Origin of the sequence: Burkholderia pyrrocinia, from assembly GCF_001028665.1 — a bacterium.
GTDB classification, from domain to species: Bacteria; Pseudomonadota; Gammaproteobacteria; order Burkholderiales; family Burkholderiaceae; genus Burkholderia; species Burkholderia pyrrocinia.
In genome coordinates this window covers 1-17651 of the sequence record NZ_CP011506.1, presented here as the reverse complement: position 1 = coordinate 17651, position 17651 = coordinate 1, and the positions used below count along the sequence as shown (strand labels likewise).

Sequence of the window (17651 nt, the reverse complement as noted above, 5' to 3'; positions counted from 1 at the left end):
GTTTACGCTGCGAGCTGGTGCTCGTAGTACGGCCGCTCGCGGTCGGCGAGGATCTCGCGCAGCTGCGCGCGCCGGCTTGGGTCTGGTGCCAGCCAGGCGTCGACGTTCGAGGATTTAATGGGGACGATGCACCTATCGTGTCCGGCAGCCGCCACTTCCGGTGGTGGGTCGTCGGTGATCGCCGCGAAGGACCACAAATCGTCGGCGCCGGGGATCTCGGTGCGCGTCCACAGGCAGGCGACCTGCATGTGCTGCGGGGGCGTCGGGTCGAAGCGAAGCACGACGTTTTGGCCGTCGCGCTTCACGTTTTCGAAAAAAGCGTCGACGAGCAAGAGGCCGTGCGTGAAGCCAAAAACCTTCCGCCAGGCGGTACTGAGCGAATCGGCCCTGGCGTTATACGAACCGTCCTTGGCACGCTCGTCCGCTTCGGTCCAGCCAGGTATGCGGCATCGATACCGCATCGGCACGACCATGCGCTTGCCGTCGAGTTCGATCAGCACGGGCGCATACCAACCGGGGAAGATCCGCGAATCACGCTCCTGCAGGTCCTGCCGGCGAAGATCGTCGAGCCCGCGCGTTGCCGCATCGATCTTGTTTGTGGCGATCCGAACGTCCTCGCTGGCTTTCTTCGTGATCTTCACGGCGAGCTTCTTCTCGGCCGCGACGAGCCGCGCTCGCTGCTCGAACAGAGCGGTCTCCAGCTTCTGTGTCCACCGGCTCCGATACGCGGCGATCGCGGCCGAGATTTCGTCATCGACACCGGCGAACGCGGCCTCGACCGCTTTCGGGATCTTGATGTCGGCGCCGGATGCGCGCGCGAAAAAGATGCGCCGGAACGTCTCGATGTCCATGTCGGCGCCGTAACGTCGGACGTACTCTCGATAGTTCGCCTGGATCTTGGCCGAGTAGCACATCGTCGTCTCCCATAACCATTGCTCTTCCAACAGAGTATCGCGCTCAGGCACGGGCTGAACAGAATTGTGCGGATTCCACGAGGGTTGAGGGCGGCCATGTTCTTGTAGACATGGGGGGTGTGGAGTGGCAGCGGAAAATTTCGGCGGGGGGATCCGCATGACCGTTAGTTGCGTAATTAGATTATCCTCCCCTCTCTGAAAGCTAAGCTGCCGGGGATAGTCGACGGTGCTTGCGGGCAGCTGGGCGCGCACGCGCGCGCGCTGATTTCGGGGTGCGGCTCTGACGCGCCCCGAAATCTTTTGTCGCGCCGTTAGCGGTGCGGCGGCCAGCGGCCGCCGTAGCGCTTACGGCCTGCCGGTGGAAAGCGCATGCAGCCCGTGGGGGTTTCCTGCCAAGCGGGCGGAGCCCGCGTGACACCGCGGCATTGCCGCGGCTGGATTTGGAGGGATAGGTAAGATCTGTGTCCTGAATAAGAGCCGACACTTAAATACGATCAGACCCGACATTTAAATGCTTTTATCCACAGCGCTGCACGCGGCGATCGCAAAATCGTGCAATCGCCGGCGCTTTTTCCGCCTGCAGGGCCCCGCGCGCGCGCGGGAAAAGCCGGCAAATCGGCCATCCGGACGTGCGGGTGCCTCGCTTGCGCGATAGGGGGAAGGTGGTCAGGTTAGAGAACCGGCCGCAGCGCGCCGGCTAAACGGAATCGCCGGGTGGGGCGAGCTGCCGCCGAGCGGCGGCATAGAGGGTGTCCCGATCCCAGTCCGGGTGCGCGTGCAGCAGTTCGCCGACACGCAGCTTGATCGCACGGTCAAGGTCGGCCGCTTCGCGCTGTGCGGCACCCGCTGCTGCAGCCTGGCGCCGGGCGCGTGCCTCGATGCCGGCGAGTTGCTCGACGAGCTGCGCGCCCAGCGCCGAACCCTGCTGCGTTCGCTTGCGCTGCTGGTTCGCGCGGCGCTGTGCACGCAGGTGCGCGCGCGTGCGTTCGTGCCGCAGCCATTTGCCGAGCCCGAACGCCTCGAAGAGCGTCGACGTCAGATACTTGATCGACGCGACGCCCTTGTACCGCACCCCTTGCTCGGTTTCCTCGAGTTCGCACTGGCGCCGCACCTTCACCAGCCGAGCCTTCTGCAGGTCGCGCAGCGCGCGCTCGGCACGGCGCTCCGACAGGCCAGCCTGGGCCGCAAGGTACGGCAGCGTGAAATCGATCCAGCCAGCCGCGCCCGGCACACCGATGCGCATCGTGCGCAAGTCGCAATACTTGATCATCGCGCGCGCGAGCTGCACGCACGCGAGACGTCGCTCGCTGCGCTGCTGCCGACGGCTGCCGTTCGCCGCGTTCAGCTGCGCGAGCCACTGCGCGGGCTTGTCAAGGTAGCGCGACAGGCGAGTCTTGAGCTCGCGCAGAATCCGCGGTGCGTTCGCCGGCGCCGGCGACGGGATGTCGTCGGGCCACACGCGCTCGGGCAGCACCGTCTTGGCGACGCGCATGCGGTGCGCGCCGATCGGCGCGGCCGCAGCCGTCAGCTGATCAGGCGCGCCCACGCCGACAGGATTGGACCGGTCGGGCAGATGCGGATCGAGGAAAGGGAAGTTCACGCGCGAACCTATCGGCAGCCGCGCTCCCTGCCGATCGACGTCGATCGATCGGATGTTCGTGAATGTGTTGTCCGGTGTCGGCAACGACAGTCGTCGACGGCCCCTGCTGGCGCAGTGCGCTGCGCGTGTCGGGAGTATTTCCCGCCCTCGGTCTTTCGATTCATCTGGCGCTCAATTTAGGATGGTTGTGGTCACACAGATGTCGCTTGACAGCGAAAAGAGCTTCGATAGAATCGGCTTCGTTGTGGTGTTGCCGATTGCTCTTTCTCCGTCGCGCTTCATCTTGAAGAGCCCCCGTCCGTCAACGGGGGTTTTTCATTTGTGCGGACGATTTCCGTTAAGTGCCCATGACAGGCCCGCGAAGGCGAAGATCGCGAGCGGTATGCACAGTACGGTGTACGCGAGCTGGCACAGGACGGCGCCGGCATAGCTGAGGATCGACGCGACACGCAGATCCCATTGCCGCTCCTGCGCGAGTTCGTGCTCGATGCGACGAACGACGTGCTCGGGCACTTCAGCCGCCGGCACATCATTGAGCCGTAACTCCCAAACGGTGGCCTCGGTAATCGTCACGGTGGGTCGGTCGGCCGCCTGCTGCCGGCGCCATCGATTTGTCGCTTTGACGAACAGTGATGCCAGCGGAATCGCCAGCAGCGTTGCTGCCACGATCGGCCAGGCGCGCTGGCCAAAGGCGGCGGTAACGAGGAACGCCGCAACGGCAGCACACGCGGCGAGCAGAGCAGAGCGATAGTTGGGTCGTTTCATCTGAGTCTCCAGGTAAATGAAAGGGTCGACGGGGCGTTACCAGACGTACGCGGCACCAGCACCGGCAGCGACCGTGCCGCGTGTGTTGGTCGAACCGGATGCCTTCAAGATCCAGCGGCCGGCGTAGGTGGACATGCCGACCGCCACTGCGGATTGACCCGCATACGTGCCCCCGCCGATCGACACGACGCTGTGACCAGGCGCGGGCGCCTGCGGCAGCGATGCGATCGCAACGGCACTGGCCGAGCCACCGTTCGCATCGGCCCGGTCGTGCTCGATCTGCGAGCGCAGCCCTCCGACCGCGTCGCTGAGCTGCCGGACATTGACGGCGTCGGTCGGTGCGACACCGGCAGAGACGTTCGTCAGCGTGCGCGTGAGCCCCGTCGCACTGTTGCCAATTGATACGGTGTTGTCGGCCGACGCGGCGGAACCCTGACCGAGGGCGATTGAGTTGCTTCCCTTGGCCGATGTATTCGCACCGAGCGCGAGAGCGCCACTGCCGATTGCCTGTGCGCCGGTACCGATTGCGACACTGTGGGCACCGGCGGCAAGTGCATTGCCTCCAGCTGCAACTGTCTCTGTGCCGCTCGCGCTCGCAGGTGCACCGGTCGACGATGCCGCGAAGTACTTCAACGCATCGGCACTGACGATCGGCTGCAGTTGCGCTGCGTTCCTGGCCATGGAGCGCTGGACGTCGGTCAGGCTGTTCGTGAGAGCGTCAATCGCACCCGTGTTAGCGGCGACAGCCTGGTTCGTCATGTAGAGCTGGGAGCCGTTGACGGCGTCGGTGCTATTGCCGGACAAAACGCCAGCCGCCACATTGCGCAACGTCACCGGCACCGATGCGCCGAGTCCGCCGAGGGTCACGATCGATCGCGCCGCGCTGTCGTAGACGACAGCATTCGCGGTCGCGCTACTGATGGTGGCATTGAGCTGGCTGACGTTGACTGCATCGGTCGCGTCAGTCCCGGCGGCAACCCCCTTCAGTTGCCGCGCACCGCTGGTGCCGGAGACGTCTATAGCGGTGCCGCCTGTTTTCGCGCCGATTGTGATCATCCCAGTGCCGGGTGCACCGCCTGCCTGCTGCACAAGACCGATCGTACCGGCCGCGATTCCTGTCGACAGGGCGTTGACGGTCGACGTTGTGCCGGACAACGCTTGATTCGTCGCATACAGTTGTGCGCCGTTGACGGCGTCCGTACTCGAGGCCGATAGCGCTCCGGCGGCCACGTTCGTCAAAGCAACCGGCGCTGCAGCACCTGCGCCGCCGAGCGTGACCGACGTGTGGCCCGCGTTGTCGTACTGCACCGCGTTGGTTGCGACGCCAGCAACTGCATTGAGCTGGCTGACGTTGACGGCATCGGTTGCGGCCGCGCCGGCGGAGACGCCAGACAGCTTGCGCGTCCCGTCCGTGCCGGAGAAGTCGACCGACGTGCCGCCGGTTTGCCCGCCGACCGTGATCTGCCCGGTGCCGGGTGCACCGCCGGCCTGTTGCACCAGACCGACCGTGCCTGCCGCAATGCCGTTCGACAGGTTCGTGACGACCGTCGACGTGTTGGCGACCGCCTGATTCGTTGCGAACAGTTGGCCACCGTTGACGGCATCGACGCTCGATGCCGACAGCGTGCCGGCCGCCACGTTCGTGAGCACCACCGACGCTGCAGCTGCCGCACCGCCGAGCGTGACCGACGTATGGCCCGCGTTGTCGTACTGCACCGCGTTCGCCGCGACGCCGGCAACTGCGCCGAGCTGGCCGACATTGACGGCATCCGTTGCGGCGGTGCCGGCCGCGACGCCCGAGAGCGTGCGTGCGCCGCTCGCCCCGGAGAAATCGACAGACGTGCCGCCGGTCTGCGCGCCGACCGTGATCGCGCCTCTGCCCGGAGCGCCGCCGACTTGCTGCACCACACCGACCGTGCCGGCGTCGATGCTTGCCGACAGATTCATCAGAGATCTCGACGTGCTCGCGACGGCCTGATTGGTCGTGTTCAGCTGTGCCCCGTTAACCGCGTCCGTGCTCGCGGCCGACAGCGTGCCGGCCGCCACGTTTGTGAGCGCGACCGGCGCTGCCGCCGCGGTACCGCCGAGCGTGACCGACGTATGGCCCGCGTTGTCGTACTGGACCGAGTTCGACGCGGTACCGACCACCGTGCTCAGCTGACCAACGTTGACCGCATCGGTCGCAGCGGTGCCAGCCGCGACGCCGGCCAGCGTGCGCGGACCGGTCGTCCCGGCGAAGTCGACGGACGGGCCGCCGGTTTGCGCGCCAACCGTGATCGGGCCACTTCCCGGCGCACCGCCCGCCTGCCGCACCAGGCCGACCGTGCCCGCATCGATGCTGGCCGACAGATTCGTCACCGACGTCGACGTGCTCGCGACGGCCTGGTTCGTCGCGAACAGTTGAGCGCCGTTGACCGCGTCCGCGCTCGCGGCCGACAGCGTGCCGGCCGCCACGTTCCTCAGCGCGACGGGCGCTCCTGCCGCGGTGCCGCCGAGTGTGACGACTGTATGGTCGGCGTTGTCGTACTGGACCGAGTTCGACGCGGTGCCGGCGACGGCATCGAGCTGCCCGACGTTCACGACGTCGGTCGCTGCGATGCCGGCCGCGACGCCGGACAGCGTACGTGCGCCGTTCGTGCCGGCGAAATCGACCGTTGTGCCGCCGGTCTGCACACCGACCGTAATCGTGCCGCTGCCCGGCGCACCGCCGGCCTGTTGCACCAGACCGACCGTGCCCGCATTGATGCTTGCCGACAAATTCGTCACCGACGTCGACGTGTTCGCTACGGCCTGGTTGGTCGTGTTCAGTTGCGCACCGTTGACGGCGTCCGTGCTCGACGCGGACAGCGTGCCGGCCGCCACGTTCGTCAGCGCGACCGGCGCTGCAGCTGCCGTGCCGCCGAGCGTCACCGACGCGTGGCCAGCGTTGTCGTACTGCACCGAATTCGACGCGGTACTTGCGACGACGTTGAGCTGCCCGACGTTTACGGCATCGGTGGTTGCCGTGCCGCCCGCGACGCCGGACAGCGTACGCGCACCGTTCGTGCCGGCGAAATCGACAGCCGTGCCGCTGGTCTGCGCACCGACCGTGATCGTGCCGGTGCCCGGCGCACCGCCGGCCTGTTGCACCAGGCCGACCGTGCCGGCGTTGATGCCGCTCATGAGGTTCGTGACCGACGTCGAGGTGTTCGCGACGGCCTGATTCGTCGTGTTCAGCTGTGAACCGTTGACGGCGTCGGTGCTCGAGGCGGACAGCGTGCCGGCCGCCACGTTCGTCAGCGCGACGGGCGATGCAGCCGTCGTGCCGCCGAGCGTGACCGACGTGTGGCCGGTACTGTCATACTGGACCGCGTTGGCCGTCGCGCCGGCGACTGCACTGAGCTGGCCGACATTGACGGCATCCGTCGTTGCCGTACCCGCTGCGACGCCCGAGAGTGTGCGTGCGCCGTTCGTCCCGGTGAAGTCGACGGACATGCCGCCGGTCTGTGCGCCGACCGTGATCGGGCCGCTGCCCGGTGCGCCGCCGGTTTGCTGAACGAGGCCGACCGTTCCGGCGTTGATGCCGTTCGTGAGGTTCGTGACCGACGTCGAGGTGTTCGCGACGGCCTGATTGGCCGCGAACAGCTGCGCGCCGTTGACAGCATCAACGCTCGTTGCCGACAGCGTGCCGGCCGCCACGTTCGTCAGCGCGACCGGCGCTGCAGCCGCGGCCCCGCCGAGCGTCACCGACGTGTGGCCGGTAGTGTCGTACTGCACCGAGTTCGACGCGACGCTGGCGACCGTGTTCAGCTGGCCAACGTTGACCGCATCGGTCGTCGCCGTGCCGGCGGCAACACCGGAGATGGTGCGCGCCCCGTCAGTGCCGGTGAGATCGACGGACGTACCGCCGGTCTGTGCCCCCACCGTAATCGTGCCGCTGCCTGGTGCGCCGGCCTGCTGCTGCACCAGACCGATCGTGCCGTTTACAACGCGCCCTGACAGGTTGTCGAGCATCTGCTTGTGGGTCGTGACGGCCAGATTGGTTGTGAACAATTGCGAGCCGTTGACCGCGTCCGTGCTCCCGCCCGTCAACGTGCCAGGAGCCACGTTCGTGACCGTCGCGGGGCCGACGCTGGCACCCGGCGTCAACATGTTTCCCATCGTCACGACGTTACCGTTGATCGTGCCGGGCAGCTGGCCGACGTTTGCCGCGTCCGTCGTCTTCGTTCCCGCCGTCACGTTCGTCACGGCGCGCGTCAGACCGCTCGCGCCAACGCTGACGACCCGATCGCGACCCGCGTCATTGCTCTGATAACCGATGGCGACAGATGTGTCTCCCGTGGCCGTCGCTTGCACGCCGACGGCAGTGTCGCGCCATCCTGCGTACGAGTTGGCGCCGGCCGCGACAGAGTTGCCCGATGCGTGTGCATCCACCCCCAATGCCGCGCCAACCCCGCTGGTATACGAGTTTTGCCCGATCGCGATGCCGCCCGGTGTGCCGAACGATGAAGGATCGGCGAGGGCGCCCGTGCCGATTGCAATCTGACCGTCGATGCCGGTCGACGCATTATTGCCGATCGCGATTGCCGCTCCGGCGTTGTGGCTGGAGGCGCCGATGGAGATCCCGCCCGACCGCTCCGACACTGCGCTCGTGCCGATCGCGATCGCATTTGAAATGTCGCCTGCGGTATTCCCGCCAACGGCCGCATTCACACCAATCGCGAGGTTTCCGGATGACGTGGTTGCACCGCCCGGCGCGACCTTCGCTCCGTATCCGAGCGCCATTGAACCGGTATCGGTAATGGGATAAACACGCGCGTTTGTGCCGATAGCGGTGCTGTCGCTGCCGGCGGCCGTGGCCGCAGAGCCTACGGCGATGCCGTCCGTTCCGCTCGCATGGGCAGCGCTTCCGGTGGAGTTGACACTGACGTACTGCGCCGACGCCTCACCGGAAAGCGCGAGTACAGCAGTCGTTACCGTGACAGCGATCAACTTCCGCCGCACGCGCAACGAATCGCGCATTGCAGGGTATGAAAGGTGATTCATCTACAATTACCTCAGAATAACAACGGTGGTTTGTGAATTCCCGCCGCAATCCGTCTCCCGGCCAAGGTCATCGGATTGCGGCGCTTTTTTTGTGCAGCTCCTGGATTAATGTCAGCAGGTCTCCTTCGGTTCGAGATACAGCCAGGTCATCAAAGTCGCGCGGCTCTCCGAGCAGAGCAACCAGCGATCGGTATCGGTCCAGCCATTGCGTAAAAACGGGATCGACGACGGATCTCGCGCCCCGGTAGTAAAGGAATGGACGTGGAAATCGACTTGCGCGCGCTCGCGCAGCTCGGCGTAGCGCTGCGCGCCGTCATGCGGGCGCATGAAGTCGTGAATTTCGACGATCACGTGTGAATGACGCAGGTCGTGGAGGCACTGGGCGGTGAGGACTTCGAACTCGTTGCTTTCGATGTCGACCAGGACCGCGGCACGACGAAAGTCGACGCCCGCTGCAGTGAGGTCACGGGCGAACGTCGAAGTCGCGGCACCGTAAAGATGAACCCGCCCGGCCACGCCGTTGTCGGCCGCGATCGCGGCGATGTTCGCGCGGCTCTGATCCTCGATCTCGAAGCAGTGCGATTCGCGAAAGTGCCCGCGTTCGACCATGCCGACCGCATAGAAGCCATCGGCGCCGCCCAGATCGACCAGAACATCACACCGTCCGGAAAGTCGGTCGAGCAGGGCGCACACTTCCTGTTCGTAGAAGCCCAGCACCTTGGACGCGTTGTCCTCTTCCCGCCAGGTCGCATGCCGGCCGATGTTGAAGCCCGCGAGCGGGCCGTGCTGGACCACCCCTCCCGTCAGGTGCATTACCCGACGCGTCAACAGAAAGCGGTACAGATCCGCGCCGTGCGAGAGTTGTGCATGCAGCATCTGCATGGCCTCGTCCGGTGTCAGGTAGTCTTTAACGTGCTGGCTCATAAATATCTCTGGTCTCGGATGGTTGGATTCCGCTGTCGTTATTGAGGGGAGAGGACTTCTTCGTTGCCGGAAAGAGTCTTGCGGGCGGTCGCCACAACGTCGTCGCGCACCGCTGCAGTCGCATGACTTGCACTGACGGACGGAGCAACGATCACTGCAGCGGGCTGACTCACGCGCGACAATCCCGTCATGACGGGCACGCCCATCAACGGAGTCGGGCGAGCGTCCGGTTCCGCGGCCATGGAGGCAGCGGCGAACACCGGACGGGTTACAGCGACGACGAGCAATGCAAGCGCGAGTATGCGAATCATTAAATTCTCCAATCTGTTTCGTTTAATCAGGTTTGCGGTGGGTCATGGCTTCCCTCGCCATCACAGGCGCCCCATGTTCACTTCACGCACGCCACGCGCGCTACGCAGCTCGAGCGCCTGGCGCGTCAGCACTTCACGCATGAACTCGACGTTCCGCACGCCCGGCAGCACCCATACCGGGCGGTAGGCGTCGCTCGTCTCCAGGATCAACGTGCCAAACCCGAGCGGGCGCTGCCACCAGCCAGTGACGGCGTCGACGTTCACGAGGCGATAGAGCTCGACGCTCGCCGTACGGCGCACCGCAATGCCAGTCTTCACCGTCACACGCGCAGGATCGATCACGACATGCATCGCCGCTGCGTCGACGGCCGCATTCGCGGCGATCGCGACGGGGATAAGCATCAGCGCGAAGCCGAACGGCCAGAATGGCGTATATGCCGACAGCAACACCGACACGAAACCGATTAGGCCGGCCGTCGCGGCGGCGGTCAGGAACTGCGGCAGGTTGACCATCCAGCACGGCGACGCGTCGTACCAGACGGGTAGATCCTGCATCGGCGGCAGCGCACCGCCCGACGGGCCGATCCGGCTCGACGCGAGCCGGCCGCGATCGCGGGAAAGCGGCGCGCTCATGACGGCTCACGCTCGCGTAAGTCCGGTGCCGCCCCCCCGCTAATCGGCAACCACCACGTGACGTTGCGCAGAACAGCGCGCGCGACACTGACCTGCGCGCGCTGCGCCTCGGCGACATACCAGCCGCGCGTGCCGATCGCGAACGGTTTGATGTTGAGCTTCATGCGTCGTGATCTCCGTGTTGGTATGGGTGGGAAGGTTCGCCGTCGAATGGCAAGTGAGCGTCATGCTGGGTTGCGCGCGCACCTTGCGCGGCGACGAGCTTGCGCCAGTTCGTCGCTGGCTCAGGCAGCGCCGGCATCGTGCCCTCCAGCGGCTTCCAGATCCATGGGTCGAGCTCGCTGTCGACCAGTAGTGCGTCGAGCGCCATCTGATACGCTTCGTCCGCACTCGGGGGCACGACGTAAAGCGCCGTGGCCCGTTCGACGTCGGTAAGCACCGCGCTCGCAAGCGGCCGGCTCGATGGCAGGTTGTAGCGCAGGCATTTCACGTAGCGCCGGCGCGCAAGTGTCTGCAGCAGCGCGTGCTCGCTGCTGTCGTCGAACGGGATCCATTGCTCGGTGGTCAGCATCAGCGAGCATTCCTGGACGGTCGCGATACCGGTGCGCGAAAGGCTGGCCGTCGCGATCACCATAAGGTGCGTGCCCTCGAGCGCGTTCCAGAGCTCGAGCTCGGCCTCGAAGCGGTCCTTCAGCCGCTTGTGGGTCGCCTCCTCGAGCATCAGGCCGTAGTCCGGCAGGTGTTTCAGCACCAGCTTGAAGCCGAAGCGCGCCGAAGCGATCTCCTTCAGTTCGCCGATCACCAGAATGAAGTGCGGCTCGCCCGATTCCGACACCGAGATATGCGTCAGGTGTTCTGTTCGGCGCTGCTGGATCTGGTCTTTCTGGTCGAGCACGAACGACTCCGGGATGTACAGCATGTCCGTGAGGTTCATGCGCTTCGCCTGCTTATCGGCGGCCGCCTGCAGCAGGTACTTGCGCACTACGTACCAGCTGCGCTTGCCCGCCATCGCAGGCGACCAGCGGTTCAGCCCGGCCTGTTCCCACAGGTAGTGCAACGTGCCGCGCAGCGTCAGCTTCTTGCTGTCGGCCTTGATGCTGTCGGGTTCCTTCCCGGACGGTTCGGGCATCTTCCTGGCCGCGCCCTTGGACAGCGCAAAGCCAAATTTCAGCGTCACCTGGCCGGATTCGAGATCCTCGACGATCGCGCTGCCCTCGACGTCGCCGAGCCCAGACAACTCGGGCGGGTAGTCGTACGAGTCGCAGCCGAGCTTGTGCTGGCCGGCCGTACCCGGCATGCGCTTGATCAGAAAGCGCCCGTCGAAGCGCGCGATGTACATCGGGACACCGGGTTCCGGATCCCGGCAACGGCACAGCGGCCGAACCTTCTGTTCGTACGCTTGCGCAAGGTGCGAATACAGATCACGGGTGTCCGCGTCGTAGACCTCGCCGAACAATTCGTAGCGGGCACTCATCATCGGCTCCTTTCCATGCCGGCGTCGCGGTCGCGTGTCAGGTCGGTCATTTCCTGCGCCTGCTGCTGCGTCATGACGCGGGTGGCGCCGTGCTGCTCGTGCGCAAGGCCAAGTTTTTCGCCGGGTTCGATATCGCGCTCGAGCTGCGCGCGGGTGTAGACGAACGCGATGTTGTCGCTACCTGCGACGTGGACCAGGGTGTGTTGTGACGAGCGCGCCAAGACTTCGCCCTGCACGACCCGATCCGGCTCGGGTTCGCGAACGACCAGATTGCGCTCGCGCGCGGCTGCGTTGATCACCCGGCGCGAATCCTCCGGCCCGACGTCGCCCTTGGGGATCTCACCGCGATGGAGCTGTTCCGACAGGCTCGCGACTGCGGCCGAATACTGGCGATCGCGCTCGCCTTCGGGCGTCTCGGGCGAGAAACCCTTGCGCAGGTCAGCCAGTTGCTTGTACGCACCGTCGAGCTCCGGATGGCAAGCGAGCGTGGCGACGCTCGGCCCGTCGTCGAACGCCTTTGCCCGGGCATAGGTAGGAGACTGCTCGAACTGCGCCAGTTCCTTGCGGGCGGCGTCGATCTTCTCGATCCAGTCGGCACGGTCCTGCGGGCCCCGGCCAGGCGAGACCGAATTGCGCACGGCCGTTTGCGCTTCGATCGTCGTGAGCGCATCGACGTAATCGGCTCGCTCGTCGCGGGTACGGCCGCGATCCCGCACGGCCACCAATGTTTGCGCGGCTTGCTGCGGTGCCTTCCACTGTCCGCCCTCGAGCACGTTCTGGTAGACCTCGCGACGCGCGGTGTCGTAAATCGTGATCCGGTCGACCAGCTTGTTCGCCTCGAGGCGCTCGACCGATTGCGGGACACCGGCATAGGCTGCATCGTGCTGACGCTGATTGACCACGCGCCCTGCCTGGGCTTCGTTATCGAGCGATTCATATCGCAGCCGAGCGTGCGCGAACGATACGTCGCCTGGCACAGCCATGACACGAGCGTCCACGATGTAACCCGCGTCCTTCAGTTGTTTGGCGACCCGCGCGACGTCGTTGGGATCGCGCATCGTGCCGTCGACGACGAGATTGCGCCGTTCAAAGATCGCGCGGTCGCGCAGCTGATTTGCCCACTGAGCCGCCGTCGGGTGGGTAAGGTCGGCAGCATGTTCGGGATCCGATGCCATCAGGCGCCGGTAGTCCGGGTTGTATTCGCGCATGCGATCCGCGTCGATCACGACGGCGCCGCCGCGTGATGCCAGTTCCTGCAGGGCGATGCCAGTGAGGCCGGTCTTGCCGGAGCCTGGCTGGCCACCGGTCATGATCGCGATGGGGGTTTCCTGGTGCGCCGTTCGAGAAATATCCGCCACCTCGACGGCACGGTAAAGACGATGGAGTTCGTTGTCGGTCAGTTCGCGGGGCATGGCCGGCTCCTCACAGGATCTGCTCGCCGCGGAGGAGCGGGCCGTACTGCGCAATGACGGAGTTGATTTTTTCAACGTCGAACGGATCGATTGCGGTGCGCAATACTTCCAGCTCGCGTTGCTTTGCCTGCAGATGTGTGACGGTTTCCATATCGGGCGGCGTCTGCCGCAACGCATCACCGATCTGATCAGCGCACTTGCTGATCACCGCGCCAACGACGCCAAGCGCCACCTCGTAGCGGACGATTCCGTGGTTGAAGAGGGCGTTTTTCTGCATGTCTGATCTCCTGAATTAGCGAAGCTCACAGCCGCGGCAAATCAATGCCGGTGCGGTCGATTGATATGGCGTCAGCGGCGTTCCAGCGAACTGCCGCTGCGGATCGCTGATAGGCGTGTTGACGCACCCGGCGAGTAGCAGCGACGCGCATGCGGCAACGCAACACGAGAAACGGACGGTGATAAGGCTGGACAAAACTCGGCGCATCGCGGTCTCCTTACATATGCAGGCTGTAGCCGGCCATGTCGCCCGGCTTGATCTCGTAGGGGGTGCCCCGGTCGCGCGGGCTACCCGATCGACCGGAACGAGGGGAACTGGCTGCAACTCCGGAAGCAACCCTCGGCGGGGTTGACGCGTTGCCAGGTGCCGGGGTGGCTGCAGCACCGCCCGCATCTCGCGGGGCAACTAACTCCGCTAGCCGCTGGCGGGCGATCGGAATGTCCTGGCAGCCGGCTAGGGAGGCGGCCAGTACGACCGTCAACGCTGTGACCACACCGGACAGCACGGGACCACGAGGCGTCCGAAACGCGGTAAACTCACGATGAATCATGGTGTTAGCTCCCTGTGGCACCCCAAACATACCGGCACGTATCGCACGCATCCAGCGCAAGAACGCGAAACGACGGTTGGAAGAGGATTCGAGATGAAAGCCTTCCTTCGTGTGGTGTGGCATCCGCTGCGGTATCTGCTTCGGTTTGCTTGGTTTCGGCGATTTGCGCCCGTGTGGCTCGTCGCGACGCTTCTGCTGTGGGCAGGCACGGTGGAACTGCTGAACCGCGTCGGCTGGATTGGTGCGGTTACCGTGCTGAACGACCTGATCGTGGTGCGAGTCGTGATCGCGCTGGTTGAGGCGCTTGTCGGCACAACATTCCGCAGATCCGCGACTTCTGCAGTCGCCACCAGCTTCGACGACGTGTCCTTCGCGCCCAAGTCACCGAGCGTTCCGATGTATGTGACCGCACACGGCGTAACCCCTACGCCGGTCGGTGATGAATGGACAACCGCGACGAAGCTCATTTCTTGATCTCCGGCGGGACATCCTTCGTGTCGTAGTCGTCATATTCCTTCATCCCGAGCGCCCGGCGCGGCGCATTCCATGACCGGCGGACGGTATCGGCAAGATCCCGATCCTCGTTCGCCGCATTCACCTCGGTCTGCGTCACGCGCCCCTCGCCAAGCGCCCGGTCCGGGCTCGCGTGCTTGTGCACGTCCGCGTCAAAATCCTTCGCGCGTTGGCCGATGCCGCGACCTTGATCAAGCGCGTGCTGTGCTGCCGAGATTTCGGTTGGCGACGTCATGTTCGGCTTCACCGGATCCGTCGAGGAGAAGCCCGTTGCCTTGACCCGGCCTCCGAAATCGCCGGCGCCAGCGGAGGTGTGGCCGGCACCAGCTCGACCACGCGACGACGCTCCGCTGTGGTGTGATCCGAAGTCGTGGCTCAACTTGGGAGCGACGGCATCGTCATTGGCTCCGGCTCCTTGCGGGCCGCGCATGTTTTGCGCCATCGCCTTCCAGTCGAGATACTCGGCGGCCATGCCGATCAGCTTGTCCTCGGACATCTGCCACATGCGCGTCGCCGAAACGTGGTTGCGCTGGCCAACCTTCATCATGAAGTCCGGATCTTCCGCCAGATTCCGCTCGATCGCGAAGCGCATCGAATTACCGTCTGACGAAGTGGAACGCGAACCAGCCTCGCTATGCACGCCATGCTCGCGCTGGAACGCGCTTTCGGAAAAACTTGACCGAGTGGCCGACGAATCGTGGCGGTCCGACTGCGACGATTGGGTGCCAGTTGCGTTACGTGTGCTGGCCGAGCCCGTTTGGCTCACCTCGCTGCCCGACGACACCGAATCGCCTGTACGATGATCCGATTGCGACGACCAGTCGCGATCGTGGCCAGCCGTGTAGTTTCGAATACCGGTTACTTGCGCCCCAAGGCTCAGCGATGCCCCACCGCCGCGCCTGACAGAAGGTGCACCTTCCGCCGCCGCTTGGTTGCCGCGCATGTTCTGCATCGCGGAATCGATTTGCTCTGCCGACGCGCCTCCTTGCTTCATAGCATTGGCAACCCGGCGCGCGTCGCGATCGCTCGCGCCGGCGCCCGGTGCGCGCGGAGAGGCGCCACCCTGGGAAGCATCGATTCCCAGGTGACCGCTCCCGCCGGCGTGAAGTTGAATGCTGTCGGTGGCACCGATGCCGGTACCAAACCGAGTACCGATCTGGTTGGTCTGCCCGACGCTCTCATCGTGCATCGCGCGGCCGCTGGTACCGCCGGACGTTGTCGTCGCAGTCTCCGCCCCGATGCTCTGAGTCGCACCGCGCTCGGAGGCGTGGCCGAAGCTCTCGCTGCTGCCCACCGAACTTCCCGAACGTGTCGAGCTGCTCCAACCCGACGTCGAGGTAGTACCGCTGAACCGGTCAAAACTGTGACCGGAGCTCTGTGCATCTTCGAGCTGCATCGACGTCAGAAGGTGGTTTGCGAGCTTCTGATAGGCAGCGCGGCCGTTGCTGGATACCGACATCGTCGAACCATCCGAAAGCTGGACCGTCTTCATGCCGGAATTCATCAGCATGTTGCCGTCGAACTTCTGCATCGTCGTAGTGTTAACGGACGCGGTGTCAAGGCCCGCCTGACCCATGCTGTAGTTGCCGGACGCTATCGCAGCGCCGGCGCGGGAACCGGCGGTGGCGAAGCCACTCAAGGCTCGATCGGCCAGGCCGAAGATCGCACCGTCGCCCATCTTGACGATTGCACCAGCGATGAACGGCACAAGCACCACCATGTATCCGATCATCGCCTGCTCGTCGACCAAGGTTGAGTCGAACGCAGAGGAAAGCTGGAACGGCACGCCGGCCGACAGGTGCAATGCCGTCAACTTGTAGTGCAGCCACATCAGCGACAGATGGTTGATGATTGCGAACAGCAGCGGCCACAACCCGATCCATACGAGGATCATGAAATAGCCACCCAGAACGTACTTCGCCTTCTCCTGCGGTACCACGATCATCAGCAGGACCATGACAGGGAACAGGGCGTAGGTGATCGCTTCGATCCAGTTCCGCATGTGCGGGATCGTTTCTTGGCCGAGCAGACTTAGGGCACTATTCGACCCGTTCGCCTGGCGCGCCGCTTCTGCCTCCGCGATAAGAGCGTTCGTGTCGGCGATCGCCGCCGGATCGTCGTGCGCACGCGCAATGCCGGGGCCCGCATCCCGCCAGATGTTGTTGAACATCGCCTGTTTCATGGCATCGGACGCTGACTGCGATGCGTCGAGCAGCCACGAGTAGGACGTCGAGACGGTCGACAGGAACATTTGCTGAGCGATACCGTCCGAGCTCGCCTGCGGAAACGCCTTGCGGCCATAGAACGCCTGTGCATCCGAGACGGCGGCGTCCACACGTGGCTTGAGAAGCAGCGCGACGTTCTGGCACGTGTCCGTCACGGGTTGAGCCGTCAGCACGTTGTATGTGACGAAGCGGGCAGGGCTCGTGTTACTGAAGATCGTGTTCCAAGTGTCCGTCGCACCGACGATTTGGCTGGGTGCGATCGCACCATCCAGGATGTCGTATTTCGTACATTCCTTGAAGAACTGCATCAGGTCGGCGCGGAGCGCAGGATCGCGTACCACTGCGGAATTCACCTGCCGCAGAATTCGGTGACCAAAGCCTACGTCACCCTTCGCGAGACCGAGATCGTCCGGAACATTGAACGCGGTCTCGTACGCGCGCGTCAGGAACCCGAACGAAAGCGAGCTCGCCTGCGCGATTGCGGCAAGCGCCACCGGCACATGATCGACCTGCCGAGGGGGCTGGAGGTCCGTGCGATCGGAAAGCATCACGCGCGCGATCGGCATATTGAGAATCGTGACAAACGCGAACGCCTGAATGAACCACATCGCCATGTCGCCGTGGCGCCCCATGTACGCGAACATCGCGATGAGCAACGCAACGAGGAAGACGAACTTGATCAAGCCGGGCCACCCGCCGCTCGTCATCACCGATGCGACGGCGTTGAGCACGTAGTAGAGCGTTTCGACGTTCCAGTAGGTCTGGATCTCGATGTTCATAGCCGCCCCTTAGTTCAAGCTTTTTGCCGAAAGCCAGGGACGAACGCAACGTCTCCGACAGGTTCGAGTCCACCGCGCGCTGCATCGCCGCTAACTCCGTGGTGAGCGAATGCGTGCTGACGGTGCGCGTATATGCCTGCATCAGCGCTTCGTGCGCCGTATTGCGGATACGCTCGAGCTGCGGTTTCAGGTCGCTCAGCGCCTGCGTCTGTGACGAGTCAGCGAGCGCTGCATATTTCCCGATCGCGT

14 protein-coding genes and 1 pseudogene are annotated in these 17651 nt (G+C 64.7%); 2 read left to right on the top strand and 13 right to left on the bottom strand.

Going from position 1 to position 17651, the window contains the following annotated elements:
* Window positions 1-2: 2 nt before the first annotated feature.
* From ABD05_RS34820 to ABD05_RS34805, 4 genes are all read right to left on the bottom strand, one after another.
* Entirely contained in the window at window positions 3-914 is a 912-nt protein-coding gene (locus ABD05_RS34820) for an SOS response-associated peptidase family protein (RefSeq protein WP_047904753.1), read from the bottom strand.
* 697 nt (window positions 915-1611) lie between these two features.
* Window positions 1612-2514, bottom strand: coding sequence for a Crp/Fnr family transcriptional regulator (locus tag ABD05_RS34815; RefSeq protein ID WP_238594250.1), 903 nt, complete (start codon window positions 2512-2514; stop codon window positions 1612-1614).
* A 315-nt stretch (window positions 2515-2829) separates the two neighbouring features.
* A complete protein-coding gene (locus tag ABD05_RS34810) occupies window positions 2830-3279 on the bottom strand; it encodes a hypothetical protein (protein ID WP_238594249.1) in 450 nt (149 codons plus the stop codon).
* Between the two features lie 36 nt (window positions 3280-3315).
* Window positions 3316-7698, bottom strand: a complete 4383-nt coding sequence (locus ABD05_RS34805; protein ID WP_047904817.1) for a beta strand repeat-containing protein — start codon at window positions 7696-7698, stop codon at window positions 3316-3318.
* Between the two features lie 112 nt (window positions 7699-7810).
* Here ABD05_RS34805 and ABD05_RS38230 point away from each other — a divergent pair, with 112 nt between their 5' ends.
* A complete protein-coding gene (locus ABD05_RS38230) occupies window positions 7811-8068 on the top strand; it encodes a hypothetical protein (RefSeq protein ID WP_148669215.1) in 258 nt (85 codons plus the stop codon).
* A gap of 41 nt (window positions 8069-8109) precedes the next feature.
* Here the strand turns inward: ABD05_RS38230 and ABD05_RS39605 are convergent.
* The 8 genes and pseudogenes from ABD05_RS39605 to ABD05_RS34775 form a co-directional block, all read right to left on the bottom strand.
* Window positions 8110-8280: pseudogene (locus ABD05_RS39605) on the bottom strand (hypothetical protein); the annotation flags it as partial.
* 135 nt (window positions 8281-8415) lie between these two features.
* Window positions 8416-9228, bottom strand: a complete 813-nt coding sequence (locus ABD05_RS34800; protein ID WP_047904751.1) for a hypothetical protein — start codon at window positions 9226-9228, stop codon at window positions 8416-8418.
* Between the two features lie 38 nt (window positions 9229-9266).
* Window positions 9267-9539 (bottom strand): hypothetical protein, encoded by a 273-nt coding sequence (locus ABD05_RS34795; protein WP_047904750.1) that lies wholly within the window; start codon window positions 9537-9539, stop codon window positions 9267-9269.
* A gap of 60 nt (window positions 9540-9599) precedes the next feature.
* Window positions 9600-10172, bottom strand: coding sequence for a PH domain-containing protein (locus ABD05_RS34790; RefSeq protein ID WP_238594247.1), 573 nt, complete (start codon window positions 10170-10172; stop codon window positions 9600-9602).
* Window positions 10169-10336, bottom strand: coding sequence for a hypothetical protein (locus ABD05_RS38695; protein WP_167347871.1), 168 nt, complete (start codon window positions 10334-10336; stop codon window positions 10169-10171). The genes ABD05_RS34790 and ABD05_RS38695 overlap by 4 nt, the downstream gene beginning before the upstream one ends.
* Window positions 10333-11649 (bottom strand): DUF1173 domain-containing protein, encoded by a 1317-nt coding sequence (locus tag ABD05_RS34785; RefSeq protein WP_047904749.1) that lies wholly within the window; start codon window positions 11647-11649, stop codon window positions 10333-10335. Before ABD05_RS34785 ends, ABD05_RS38695 begins: the two co-directional genes overlap by 4 nt.
* Window positions 11646-13058, bottom strand: a complete 1413-nt coding sequence (locus ABD05_RS34780; protein ID WP_047904748.1) for a zeta toxin family protein — start codon at window positions 13056-13058, stop codon at window positions 11646-11648. The genes ABD05_RS34785 and ABD05_RS34780 overlap by 4 nt, the downstream gene beginning before the upstream one ends.
* Window positions 13059-13068: 10 nt before the next feature.
* The gene (locus ABD05_RS34775; RefSeq protein ID WP_047904747.1) at window positions 13069-13335 is read right to left on the bottom strand and encodes a hypothetical protein; all 267 of its coding nucleotides are present in this window, start codon (window positions 13333-13335) and stop codon (window positions 13069-13071) included.
* A gap of 643 nt (window positions 13336-13978) precedes the next feature.
* On the opposite strand from ABD05_RS34775, the gene ABD05_RS34770 reads away from it, so the two are divergent.
* Window positions 13979-14359 (top strand): hypothetical protein, encoded by a 381-nt coding sequence (locus ABD05_RS34770; RefSeq protein ID WP_020980049.1) that lies wholly within the window; start codon window positions 13979-13981, stop codon window positions 14357-14359.
* On the opposite strand, the gene ABD05_RS34765 is transcribed toward ABD05_RS34770, so the two are convergent.
* Window positions 14349-17402: a conjugal transfer protein TraG N-terminal domain-containing protein gene (locus ABD05_RS34765; protein ID WP_047904745.1), complete on the bottom strand. Its 3054-nt coding sequence runs from the start codon at window positions 17400-17402 to the stop codon at window positions 14349-14351. The genes ABD05_RS34770 and ABD05_RS34765 overlap by 11 nt on opposite strands.
* Window positions 17403-17651: the final 249 nt, after the last annotated feature.

What these genes read in the sequence shown, in the direction of transcription:
- ABD05_RS38230 (WP_148669215.1), top strand. Translation starts at nt 7,811, where the DNA reads ATGCCGGTCGACGCATTATTGCCGATCGCGATTGCCGCTCCGGCGTTG.
- ABD05_RS34795 (WP_047904750.1), bottom strand. Translation starts at nt 9,539, where the DNA reads ATGATTCGCATACTCGCGCTTGCATTGCTCGTCGTCGCTGTAACCCGT.
- ABD05_RS34800 (WP_047904751.1), bottom strand. Translation starts at nt 9,228, where the DNA reads ATGAGCCAGCACGTTAAAGACTACCTGACACCGGACGAGGCCATGCAG.
- ABD05_RS34765 (WP_047904745.1), bottom strand. Translation starts at nt 17,402, where the DNA reads ATGAACATCGAGATCCAGACCTACTGGAACGTCGAAACGCTCTACTAC.
- ABD05_RS34820 (WP_047904753.1), bottom strand. Translation starts at nt 914, where the DNA reads ATGTGCTACTCGGCCAAGATCCAGGCGAACTATCGAGAGTACGTCCGA.
- ABD05_RS34790 (WP_238594247.1), bottom strand. Translation starts at nt 10,172, where the DNA reads ATGAGCGCGCCGCTTTCCCGCGATCGCGGCCGGCTCGCGTCGAGCCGG.
- ABD05_RS34780 (WP_047904748.1), bottom strand. Translation starts at nt 13,058, where the DNA reads ATGCCCCGCGAACTGACCGACAACGAACTCCATCGTCTTTACCGTGCC.
- ABD05_RS34770 (WP_020980049.1), top strand. Translation starts at nt 13,979, where the DNA reads ATGAAAGCCTTCCTTCGTGTGGTGTGGCATCCGCTGCGGTATCTGCTT.
- ABD05_RS34775 (WP_047904747.1), bottom strand. Translation starts at nt 13,335, where the DNA reads ATGCAGAAAAACGCCCTCTTCAACCACGGAATCGTCCGCTACGAGGTG.
- ABD05_RS38695 (WP_167347871.1), bottom strand. Translation starts at nt 10,336, where the DNA reads ATGAAGCTCAACATCAAACCGTTCGCGATCGGCACGCGCGGCTGGTAT.
- ABD05_RS34810 (WP_238594249.1), bottom strand. Translation starts at nt 3,279, where the DNA reads ATGAAACGACCCAACTATCGCTCTGCTCTGCTCGCCGCGTGTGCTGCC.
- ABD05_RS34785 (WP_047904749.1), bottom strand. Translation starts at nt 11,649, where the DNA reads ATGATGAGTGCCCGCTACGAATTGTTCGGCGAGGTCTACGACGCGGAC.